This is a genomic window from Protofrankia sp. CiP1_Cm_nod2 (assembly GCF_920664355.1).
GTDB lineage: Bacteria > Actinomycetota > Actinomycetes > Frankiales > Frankiaceae > Protofrankia.
Genome location: NZ_CAKKTL010000130.1, coordinates 1 through 10,569 on the forward strand (window position 1 = coordinate 1; position 10,569 = coordinate 10,569).

Consider the following 10,569-nt stretch of genomic DNA (forward strand, 5'->3'; position numbering starts at 1 on the left):
GCGTAAGATCGTCGGAAGCGTCAGATGTGTATAAGAGACAGGGGCCGCGCCGGCCGCGGCGGGCGCGCCGGTGGCCGTCACGGTGGCCGCCCCGGCCGGGTGGGGCGTCAGGGCCACCGCGACAGCGACGGCGACGGCGCAGGAGACCGCGGTGATCGTGGGTGAGACCGTACGGCTCGAGATGGACATGCCATCACCCCTCTGCCGCCGTTCCGGGCAGATGGGGCCCGGCCCCGTCCGCGCGTGTGGCCGACACGGGGATGCGGACGGGCTTCGGCGGTCACCCCCGTTACTCACCGTGATAGTGAGCACCCTTACGCTAAGAGATCGTCCAAGACCTTTCAGTGAAGTTAGTTACTGAAGGTGACGATCTTCGTCGCTATAGGTGATTATCGGGAGGCCGCCGCGCTCCCAGGCGCGGAAGCCTCCGACGACGTCGGTGGCCTGGTGCAGGCCGAGATCCTGCAGGGACGCCGCCGCGAGGCTGGAGGTGTACCCCTCCGAGCAGATGATGATGACCTTGACATCGTCGCCGGTGGCCTGGGGGAGGCGCGCGTCGCTGGTAGGGTCCAGCCGCCATTCCAGGACGTTGCGTTCGATGATCAGCGCACCGGGGATGCCGCCCTCGGCGCCGCGCTGGGCCGCGGGCCGGATGTCGACCAGCAGCGCCCCGCCCGCCACCGCCGCCGCAGCCGTGGGCGGGTCGAGACGTTCCAGGCGGGCGCGTGCCCGGGCAAGCATCGCGTCGATCCGGCTGCCGCTCACGGCCGTCCTCCGCCCACGGCGACAACCCCCGCCACGTCCCCGCCAGCGGCCGTGGCGAGGCTGCCTGCGACAGCGCCGGCGCCGGCGGTGGCGGTGGCGTCGGCCGGCACGGCGTCGAACAGGCCGCCACCGGTCACGTTCGCGAACAGGAAGCCCTCGACTGCCTGCTCGGCGGCGTCCGGCGCGTACCGCATCGGCAGCTCCGGGGGGGAGTAGGCGTGGATGGTCGCGGCCGGGGCGCTCCCCGCGTTCCCCACCTTGTGGATGTGGTCGCGGCCGAATGTGGGCGACGCCTCCCGTTCGTGCCGCCGCCAGCCGCGCGGCCGCCAGTCCGCGTCACAGACGATCTCCGTGACGGGGCCCTGGACGACGGTCAGCGCGCCGAACGCGCCGCCGTGGTCGTGCGCGCGGGTGTACTGGCCCGGGCACCAGCTGATCAGCCACACCTCGACCGACCCGGACAGCACGAGCCGGGTGTACCAGCGGTTGACCGGGTCGTGGCGCAGGATCGCCGACCATATCCCGGTCGCGGCACCGAGAGAGCGGGTCAGCGCGGCCAGCACATGCGGTCCCACCGTTTCGTTCTCGTCCCCCAGCAGGAAATCCGGCACCAGGTCGGTGCCCGCGAGTCGTGGATGGATGAGTGGCATGCTCGGCTCCCTGTCGGCACGGGCGGAAAGCGCTACGGATGGAGAGCTGTACGGGTGGAAAAACGGCTCCTCGCAGTGCACCGGAAACTGTGTTCATCCGATCACCAGGAGTTGTTGCCAGTGGTGGCCCAGTGCAGCCGCGAGCCGTCTGCCAGCCTCGCGGCTTGGGTACCGACAGGGCCCTGACCTGGCTCTTCGGCGACGAGCGCCACGCCGACCGCGCCCGCGGCGAGGCGGCTGGGCCGCAGACCGTCACCGTGTACTCGCCAGTTCTGTAGTCGTCTGATTACATTTTCCAGCGAGCTGTGAAGAGCCGGAAAAACAGCGCGATTACATTTTTTCGCGTCGCCGGCGGCCCCTCGGAGCCGCCGGCGACGCGGGCGGCGGCATGCCCTTCGGCGCTCCCGCCGGCGCTCCTGTCGTCGCTTCCGGGCGGCGTTCCCGGCGCAACCGCCGCCGCCGGGAGAAATCGGCCGGCTGACAGCCGGGTGCGCTCGACGAACCGAAAACGCGCCAGGGCCCGGACGGATGCTCGGGGTGGGCGGGCTCAGACGGTCCGGCGACGCGCCGGTGTGACCGGCTGGCCTGAGATGACGTGAGCGGAACCGGCGCCGTGGCGCCCGTCCACGGTTGTCAGCGCATCCCGCGCGGGCCGCACCCGCCGGTACACGCCGCGCTGGCCACAAGCACCTGGTCGATCACGCGGTCGCTGTGCGGCAGAAAGCGGCGGGATGCCATGCCCGGCACTGTACAACCGATCCGCCGTCACAATCCTCGTTCATTCCTGTACACCCGCTCCGACGCCCCGCCCGGGCCGCCCCGCGCGTTCCCGGCAACATCCTCCCGATCATCCGTCCCGCGCTGTCCCGCCAGCCGTGAGACATCGCAGAACCCGGAACTCCCGACGTCCACCACCCTCCGGATATGGGCTCGTGACCGCCGTCGCGAACGGGCCACCGGGCGGGATGAGACGGTTCGCGGAGATCCGCCCGGAAAGCCGTCCCGCGCCGGGGAAAGCGGTCGGATACCTTCCGCTCATGGAGCAGCGGATCAGCCTGATCACACTGGGTGTCGGGGACGTGGGACGCGCCCGGGCGTTCTACGAGCGGCTGGGCTGGCAGGGCCAGGAGCTCGAGGAGACCGTGTTCTTCCAGGCCGGCGGCACCGTGCTGGTGCTCTGGGGACGCGACAGGCTGGCCCGCGACTGCGGTATCGCCGAGGGAAGCGCCGCCACGGGGAGCACCGCCGGGCGGGCGGACGGGTTCGGCGGTGTCGCGCTCGCGCACAACGTCCGCTCCAGGGCGGAGGTCGACGACGTCATCGCGGCGGCGCAACGGGCGGGGGCCACGGTCACCCGTCCCGCGGCCGAGACGTTCTACGGCGGCTACGCGGGGGTCTTCACCGACCTCGACGGCCACGTCTGGGAGATCGCCCACAATCCCGGTCTCCCGTTCGCCGCAGACGGCTCGATCATCGTCCCGGACCTCGGCGGCCCGTGACCGCTGCCGCCGGGACGGGCCGTCCGGCGGCTCCCGCCCGGCGTGGCCGCGGGCGGGAGCCGCGTCCTGTTCGGCGGGGTCCGGCCGGGTTCCCGGCCGGGGCGCCCAGCTCCTGATCGGTGATGCGGCCGGTGGAGGGGTCCGGGGGCCGTCCGCCGGAGCTGGCGCCACCGCCGGGCACGTGTCCGACATCCCCGGTATGCTCGGCACAGGTCATGAGCGCCAGCGTCAAGCCCCGGCTTGCTGGCCGGCAACCCTCCTCCGCGGTGGGGTGCCCCGGGTGAGGACCAGGCCGTAGCCGCGTGGCTGCGGTAAGCGCGGACCCGCCTTCCGGGTCCGGTGGACCCGTGAGGAGTGCTGTGACCGCCCCTGCCGCCATCCAGACCCCCGTCCGTCCGCGGCCGGGGGAGCCGTCTGCCGTGGCCGTGGACGGCGTCGCCGCCAGCGCCCAGCCGCTGCCGGTGGGGCCGCTGCTGCCGGTCGTCGGCGCGGATCTGCGCGTTCCGCTCGTCCAGGGCGGGCAGGAGCGCTACGCCAACCTCGACTACGCCGCGTCCGCCCCGTGCCTGTCCGCCGTGGCGGCCAGGGTGGAGGAGATCCTGCCGTTCTACGCCAGCGTCCACCGCGGCGCCGGCTACGCCTCCCAGGTGACCACGGCGCTGTACGAGTCGGCGCGCGGGACGGTCGGCGCCTTCGTCGGCGCGCGGCCCACGGACGTCGTGGTGTTCACCCGCAACACCACCGACGCGCTCAACCTGCTCGCCCGCTGCCTGCCCGGGACGGCGGCCGGCGGCCATCCGGACGACAGCCCGGGCCGCGGGGCGGACGCCGGCCGCTCGGACGGCGACGGCCGGGCGGGGGACGCCGGCCCTGGCGACGTGCTGTTCCTCGATGTCGAGCATCACGCGAACCTGCTGCCCTGGCGTGCCGTCCGGCACCGCTGCCTGCCGGCCGCGGGCACCGTCGGCGCGACCCTCGACCGTCTCCGGCGGGCGCTGGCGCACCGGCCGGCCTGCCTCGTCGCCGTGACGGGCGCGTCGAACGTGACCGGCGAGGTCGTCCCCGTCGCCGAGATCGCCAGGATCGCGCACGCCCACGGCGCGCGGATCGTCGTGGACGCCGCGCAGCTGGCGCCGCACCGCCGCGTCGACATGGCCGCCTGGGACGTCGACTACGTCGCGCTGTCCGCCCACAAGCTCTACGCGCCCTACGGCGCCGGGGCGCTGATCGGCCGCGCGGACTGGCTCGACGCCGCGCCGCCGTACCTCGCCGGCGGCGGTGCCGTGGCCGGCGTGACCGGCACCACCGCCACCTGGAAGGCCGCCCCGGAGCGGCACGAGGCGGGCTCCCCCAACTCGCTCGGCGCGGCCGCCCTGGCCGCGGCCTGCCAGGTGCTGGCCGCGCTCGCGCCCGGCGCCCTCGAGCGCCACGAGGCCGCGCTGCGTGACCATCTTGTCGCCGGGCTGTCCGGGCTGCCAGGTGTGGAGATCCCGCGGATCTGGGCGGACGCGTCCGACCGGCTCGGCGTGGTGACCTTCACCGTGCCCGGCGACAGCGCCGCGCGGGCGGCCGCCTACCTGTCCGCCGAGCACGGCATCGGCGTGCGCGACGGCCGTTTCTGCGCCCATCCGCTGCTCGCCCGGCTGGGCCTGCCGGGCTCCGCCCTGCGGGCAAGCGTCGGCGTCGGCACCCGCTCCGACGACATCGACCGGCTCGTCACGGCACTGCGTACCTACCTGCGCGACGGCCCGGGCTGGACCTACCAGGCAGGACCGGCCGGCTGCGCCCCCGTGCCCGACACCCGCCCGCTGCCCGGCTGGTTCGCCCCCGACGCCGCCACCCCGCCCGTCCTGCCCGCCCTGGCCGGCATCTGCGCCAACTGACCGGCGTATCCACTGACCGGCCGCCCGCCGGCAACCGGGCCCCCGGCCGCCGGTCCCCCCGGAAAGCCCGCTCGTCCTGGCCAGGGCGGGGCCGGTATCCGTCCCGGCCGGGTGGGTTCCGTCCGCGTTCTGGAGCGGGGCCTGCCAGCCGTCCGGGCTGTCTCGGGTGCCGGTCGTCCTCAGGAGGCCCGCGGGGTCCAGGTGTTCCGGGAGCCGGTGAATATCACGTGTGCCGGGTGTCCTCAGGAGGCCCGCGGGGCGTTGCCGTTGCCGGCGCCGCGGGCGGCGGCCGCGGCGAAGACGCGGGCGAGGTACTCGGTGCGCAGCACGCCGCGGCCGTCGGCGCCGATGTAGCCGACGTCCTTGGTCAGGTAGCCCTCGGGGTAGCTGTAGCCCGCGGCGGTGATCTCACCGTTGCGGCTCCACCAGGCCTTGCGCTGGGTGTGGCAGCGGTCACATTCGTGGATGACATGGTAGGCTCGGGCCTGTTTGTCCCAGACCGCGCTGTGGGGTTCCCAGCGGTGTCCCATGGTGCGGCACTCGATGAAACTGGCGGGCAGCTCGTGCGCCCAGGTCTCGATGTTGCGGCGAGGGGTGTGTTCGGCCATGGGATGGGCTGCTACCTCCGGAATCGCCTGCGTGGACGGGGCGGCGGGCCTGGACGTCGCAGGCTGCCATGCAGGTCAGATAGCACAGGCCGAGTGGTGATGTCGAGCACACGGGCCGTTCCGCCATCTTCCGGATCCACCTGACCGTGCGGGTCTGACTGACTGCGGACGGGAGCCGGCCAGCAGGATCCATTATCGGTCCGTCAACCGGAACGCACACAGATCCCGAGCACAGAGTGACCGGCACGACAGACCGGCCAGACCGGCCAGACCGGTCAGACCGGTCACGGCCCGGCGGCCGCGCGCCGGCGGTGGAGCTCGGGCCCGCCCGGCCCGAGGGGCCCGCGGGCCAGCCCCGGCGGTAACGGCCCGGACGCCGCGGCCGCCGCCCGCTACAGGCCGACCCGGCCCGAGGGGTTGTCGCGGTCGAACAGGCGGCCGGCGCGTACATAGCTGTCCAGGGATGCCGACGACCGCCAGCGCCCCTGCCGCATGATCGCCCGGTCGGGCACGCCGGCGCGGGCGGCGGCCGTGGCGAACCCGGACCGCAGGGAATGCCCGCCGAAGTCCTCCGGGGACAGGCCCGCCGCGGCGGCCCGGCGCTGGACGATGCGGGCGACCGAGCCCGGGTGCAGCCGGCCCGCGCCCACCCCGCCGTGGCGGCTGACCGAGCGGAAGGCGGGCCCGTCGGTCAGGCCCGCGGCCTGCCGCCAGGCGATCCAGGAGCGGACCGGGCAGGTCGGCCGGTAGGAGCCGAAGGTGAGGCCGACCAGCGCCCCGGCCCGCTCCTGGTCGGTCTTGGACCTGCGGATGGTCAGCACGACTCCGTCCGGTGTCTCGGCGATGTCGGCGACGTCCAGCGCGACGAGCTCGCCGCGGCGCAGGCAGCCGGCGAAACCGACCAGCAGCAGCGCCCGGTCGCGCAGGTCGGCGGGCCGGGAGTCGTCCAGCTCGGCGAGCACCCGGGTGAGCAGGCCGGTCTCCAGCGCGTTCTTGCGCGTCACCGCGGTGCCGTGGACGCGGCGGATGCCGTCCCAGACGGTCGCGACCTCGGGGGAGGCGGCCGGGTTGGGATGGCGGCCGAGCTGGTGGGCCACGGAGATGGCGGCCAGCCGGCGGCGGATGGTGGCCGGTCTGTAGCCGGCGTCGGCCAGCGCCGTCAGGTAGCCGGCCACGGTCGCCGGCAGCGCCGGCAGCGCCACCAGGTGCGGGGAGCGTTCGGCGCACCAGGCGGCGAAGTGCCGCAGGTCCGTGTCGTAGGCACGCCACGTCGAGTCGGCCCTGGCCGCCCGGGCATAGTCGGCCACCCGCTCGACCAGGTCGGACGACAGCAGCGTGCCATCGTCATCCCGGCGAATCGCAACTTCCGCACCGTCGCCGCCCACTCCCCGGCCCTCCTCTTCCCCATCCCGCTGACGCCCGAGAAGTAAAGCTTATCGCGCGTCAGGATGTCTATAGTTTCGTATCCAAAGTTTCGTAACTATACGAAACATAAAACAAAACGATACTGAACGGAGGTGGGCCTGCCGGCGGAGCCGCACAGCCGTCCCGGACCAGGCACGGTGACCCCTGACGGCCCCGCCGCCAGGGGATGCGTAGGTGGTTTCCGCTGTGCCGATGACGGTTTCCACCTACGGCCGTCGAGGACAGCGGAACGCTCAGTCGACAGGTGCCGGGCCGGCCGGGCTTCGGCCGCCATCGCCACAGAGGGTTCGTACTGAGATGTACCCTGTTCGTATGCGCAAGAAGGTCGTCACGATCGGGAACTCGGCGGGCATCACGATCAGCCCGGCCGAGTTGCACGCTCTGGGCATCGGTCCCGGAGACACGGTCGAGGTGACCGTCCGGGCCGGCGTACTCGAGGTCCGCGCCGTGAGCCGGTACGAGGACGCGTCGCTGCCCGAGCTGATGGCTGTGATCAACGCGGCCCGGACCCGGTCGTGACCTGGACCCGGCAGGAGTTCCTGGCCGAGGTCGCCCGCGCCGAGGTCCTGTCGCCGGAGTACGCCGAGGACGTGCTGGTGCGCCTGGCGCACCACTCCGCGGCGATCGAGGGCAACACCCTCACCCTGGCCGACACCATCACCCTGCTGGTCGACGAACGTGTGCCCGTGGCCGGCACGCCGGTGCGCGAGCTGTACGAGGCCGCCAACCACTACCAGGCGCTCGCCCGGATCCTGCGGGCCGTCGCCGACGACGAACCGCTGACCACCGGCCTTGTCCTGGACCTGCACGCCGCGCTGATGGACCATCTGGCTCACGACCACGGCCGGTACAAGACCTCCAGCAACATTGTCACCGGGGCGTCCTGGCGGCCCGCGCCACCCTCACGCGTCCGAGAGCTCACGCTCCAGTGGGCCGACCAGGCCGAGTGGCAGACCGTCAACCTCGACAACGAGGCCCTGCTGGAGGCGATCGCCGGTGCGCACATCGCATTCGAACGCATCCACCCGTTCTCCGACGGCAACGGCCGCGTCGGCCGCGCGATCATCGCCTACCAGACCATCCGCAGGTTCGGGTTCCCCGCCATCGTCCAGGTCACCCAGCGGCCCGCGTACATCGCCATGCTCGACACCCAGGACACGCCCGCCCTGACCCGCCTGCTGGCGGTCTCACTCGCCGACGAGGCGAACCGCCGCGCCGCGACGTAGCCGCTCACGGCCGGCGCCACTGGCCACGCTCGTAACTGATCACAAAAGTCTGGCTGGAGCCAATAGGTGCTTTCCGCTGTGTGGGCGACGTTTTCCACCTACGGCTGCCCCTGCTGTAGGTGGAAAACGCTGGGCCGATGACGGTTTCCACCTACGCTTTCCGCTCAGATCTCGTCGGCCTGCCGGGAGGCGAACCCGTAGCGCGGGGCCAGCTCGTTCCAGGACGCGACGAACCGTTGCCTGGCCGCGGTGGCCTGCGTGCTGTGCTGCTGGGCGAGGACGCTGGAGGATGTCGTCGGCGCCGGTGAGACACAGATGCCGGCCCCCTCACGCGCCCAGGCCGCGTAGGCGCGGTCCGCCGCCGTCGATTCCAGCCACGCCGACCGCAGGTCGGCGGCCATTGTTCCGCGGGGGCCGGATCCGCGCGTGAAGCCCGGGTTTGTTCTTTAGTTGGTTATGGTCCGTTACATCGTGCTGTTCCTGGCGATGTCAGCCCCAGCCCCGCCGACACAGGAGAAGAAGCATGCCGGACGCCCGTACGGCCAGCGCGGCCAGCGCGGCCAGCACGACGGTCAACCACGCCGACCGGGAGGCGCGCCGCGACCTCTCCGTGGCGCCGCCCATCTACCAGACGGCGACCTTCTGGGCCGAGGACGCCGAGACGTTCGCCCAGGCGGCGGTCGAACGGCGCGGCCAGGGCTTCTACACCCGCTTCGGCAACCCCAACCACGCGCAGGTCGCGGCCGTCGTCGCGGAGCTGGAGCACGCCGAGGCCGCGCTCGTCACCGCCTCGGGCATGGCGGCGCTCACCACGGCCGTGCTGGCCCTGGTCTCCACCGGTGACCACGTGATCGGGCAGAGATCCACCTACAGCGGCACGGCGTCCCTGTTGTTGAACCTTCTGCCGCGCCTGGGCGTGACGACCACGCAGGTGGACCAGACGGACCCCGACGCCTTCGCCCGGGCCCTGACCCCGCGGACCCGCCTCGTCCTGGTCGAGTCACCGAGCAACCCGCTGCTGCAGATCACTGACCTGCGCGCCGTCGCGGGCCTCGCCCACGCGCACGACGCGCTGGTCCTGGCGGACAACACCTTCGCCACACCCGTGAACCAGCGGCCGCTGGACCTCGGTGTCGACCTGGTGTGGCACAGCGCGACCAAGTACCTCAACGGCCACTCCGACGTGTCAGCCGGTGTGCTCGCGGGGCCGGCGGAGCTCCTCGACCGCGTCTGGGACGTCGGCCTGCTCACCGGCGCGGTACTCGGCCCCTTCGACGCCTGGCTGCTGCTGCGCGGCCTGCGCACGCTGCCGCTGCGCATGGCCAGGCACAACGCCAACGGCCAGGCCCTCGCCGAGGCGCTGGAGCGGCACCCGGCCGTCGCGCGGGTGCACTACCCGGGCCTGGCGGCGCATCCGCAGCACGCGCTCGCGGCCCGCCAGCTCACCGGCTTCGGCGGGGTGCTCGCGGTCGAGTTCGCCGGTGGCCACGAGGCGGCCGACACCTTCCTCGACCGGCTGCGCTACGTCCGACGAGCGGTCAGCCTCGGCGGTGTGGAGTCCCTGGCGGTGCGCCCCGCGGCGATGTGGGCGGGGATGCTCAGCGAGGAACAGATCATCGCCTCGGGGATCCCCCTGGGACTGGTCCGGCTCGCCGCCGGCACCGAGGACACCGCCGACCTCGTCGATGACGTGCTCACAGCAGCCGATTCCCTGTAGCGACAGTGCCGGCGAACGGACGGAGGCCCAAACCACGAACCGGTACGGCACCGGCTGTCCGCGCGGAGCGGTTCGGTTCACTCGGGCCTGACAGCGGAGAGCCGCCTACGCCCGCCTCAGCCCGTGTAGGTGGTTTCCGCTGTGAGGATGACGGTTTCCACCTACGCTTGCCGCGGTTGTAGGTGGTTTCGGCTGGGGGGATGGCGGTTTTCACCTACGGGTGGGTCAGCCTCCGGTGGTGGAGCCGGGTCTGACGATCATCAGGATGGTGACGGTCACCCAGAGCAGGTTGAAGGCGCCGGTGAGCATGGCCAGGCGTGCGCCGGCCCGCGCGTCGAGGCTGGCGGTGGCGTCGGCGCCCGCCGTGGCCTGCGCGGCGGTGTCGACGGCGTGGAGGGCGTCGCGCTGGCCGGGCAGGACGAGCAGCGCCAGGATGGCGGCCGCGCCCGCGGTGAGGATGATCGAGGCGATCACCCAGGCGTTGCCTGTGACACCCAGCTCACCCGCGGCGGCGAACCCGAGGGCGGGCACGGCGACACCGACGAGGGCGTAGACCGCACAGACGCGGTACAGGACGCGCAGGGCCGCGACGGCGGCCGGATCGCCGGGGCTGGCCTGGGCGTGACGCAGGGCCGGGGGGAACATGCTGGCGGCGACGGCGACCGGTCCGACGGCGAGGACGGCGGCCAGCACGTGCAGGATCAGGAAGAACTTCGTCACAGTGACAATCCTCGCCTCAGGCGTCGCGGCGGCGGCCGGTGACCGTGCGGGCGGCGACGGTGGCACAGGCGATGGT

11 protein-coding genes, 1 pseudogene and 1 riboswitch are annotated in these 10,569 nt (G+C 72.9%); of the genes and pseudogenes, 5 read left to right on the top strand and 7 right to left on the bottom strand.

What is annotated here, in order from left to right:
• The 3 genes and pseudogenes from NBW84_RS15050 to NBW84_RS15060 form a co-directional block, all read right to left on the bottom strand.
• Positions 1–189 (bottom strand): annotated as a pseudogene (locus tag NBW84_RS15050) (hypothetical protein); the annotation flags it as partial.
• Positions 190–354: 165 nt separating this feature from the next.
• Positions 355–765, bottom strand: a complete 411-nt coding sequence (locus tag NBW84_RS15055) for a rhodanese-like domain-containing protein (RefSeq protein WP_250285371.1) — start codon at positions 763–765, stop codon at positions 355–357.
• Entirely contained in the window at positions 762–1,415 is a 654-nt protein-coding gene (locus tag NBW84_RS15060) for a cysteine dioxygenase (protein WP_250285372.1), read from the bottom strand. Before NBW84_RS15060 ends, NBW84_RS15055 begins: the two co-directional genes overlap by 4 nt.
• Positions 1,416–2,452: 1,037 nt before the next feature.
• Here NBW84_RS15060 and NBW84_RS15065 point away from each other — a divergent pair.
• Both NBW84_RS15065 and NBW84_RS15070 read left to right on the top strand, forming a co-directional pair.
• A complete protein-coding gene (locus tag NBW84_RS15065; protein ID WP_445548367.1) occupies positions 2,453–2,914 on the top strand; it encodes a VOC family protein in 462 nt (153 codons plus the stop codon).
• A 211-nt stretch (positions 2,915–3,125) separates the two neighbouring features.
• Positions 3,126–3,238: riboswitch (SAM riboswitch) on the top strand.
• Positions 3,239–3,273: 35 nt separating this feature from the next.
• Positions 3,274–4,797: an aminotransferase class V-fold PLP-dependent enzyme gene (locus NBW84_RS15070; protein ID WP_250285374.1), complete on the top strand. Its 1,524-nt coding sequence runs from the start codon at positions 3,274–3,276 to the stop codon at positions 4,795–4,797.
• A 242-nt stretch (positions 4,798–5,039) separates the two neighbouring features.
• On the opposite strand, the gene NBW84_RS15075 is transcribed toward NBW84_RS15070, so the two are convergent.
• Complete coding sequence (locus NBW84_RS15075; protein WP_250285375.1) at positions 5,040–5,405, bottom strand: hypothetical protein; 366 nt, start codon at positions 5,403–5,405, stop codon at positions 5,040–5,042.
• Between the two features lie 392 nt (positions 5,406–5,797).
• Complete coding sequence (locus NBW84_RS15080; RefSeq protein WP_250285376.1) at positions 5,798–6,790, bottom strand: tyrosine-type recombinase/integrase; 993 nt, start codon at positions 6,788–6,790, stop codon at positions 5,798–5,800.
• A 337-nt stretch (positions 6,791–7,127) separates the two neighbouring features.
• On the opposite strand from NBW84_RS15080, the gene NBW84_RS15085 reads away from it, so the two are divergent.
• Positions 7,128–7,349, top strand: a complete 222-nt coding sequence (locus NBW84_RS15085; protein WP_250285377.1) for an AbrB/MazE/SpoVT family DNA-binding domain-containing protein — start codon at positions 7,128–7,130, stop codon at positions 7,347–7,349.
• On the top strand, positions 7,346–8,056 hold the full coding sequence (locus NBW84_RS15090; RefSeq protein WP_250285378.1) for a Fic family protein: 711 nt from the start codon (positions 7,346–7,348) through the stop codon (positions 8,054–8,056). Before NBW84_RS15085 ends, NBW84_RS15090 begins: the two co-directional genes overlap by 4 nt.
• A 164-nt stretch (positions 8,057–8,220) precedes the next feature.
• Here NBW84_RS15090 and NBW84_RS15095 read toward each other — a convergent pair whose 3' ends face one another.
• Positions 8,221–8,457 carry a hypothetical protein gene (locus tag NBW84_RS15095; protein ID WP_250285379.1) on the bottom strand — a complete coding sequence of 79 codons (237 nt, stop codon included), beginning with the start codon at positions 8,455–8,457 and terminating at the stop codon, positions 8,221–8,223.
• A 122-nt stretch (positions 8,458–8,579) separates the two neighbouring features.
• Between NBW84_RS15095 and NBW84_RS15100 the strand changes: the two genes are divergently transcribed.
• Entirely contained in the window at positions 8,580–9,773 is a 1,194-nt protein-coding gene (locus NBW84_RS15100) for a trans-sulfuration enzyme family protein (RefSeq protein ID WP_250285380.1), read from the top strand.
• A 225-nt stretch (positions 9,774–9,998) separates the two neighbouring features.
• Here NBW84_RS15100 and NBW84_RS15105 read toward each other — a convergent pair whose 3' ends face one another.
• On the bottom strand, positions 9,999–10,493 hold the full coding sequence (locus NBW84_RS15105; RefSeq protein WP_250285381.1) for a hypothetical protein: 495 nt from the start codon (positions 10,491–10,493) through the stop codon (positions 9,999–10,001).
• Between the last annotated feature and the right edge of the window lie 76 nt (positions 10,494–10,569).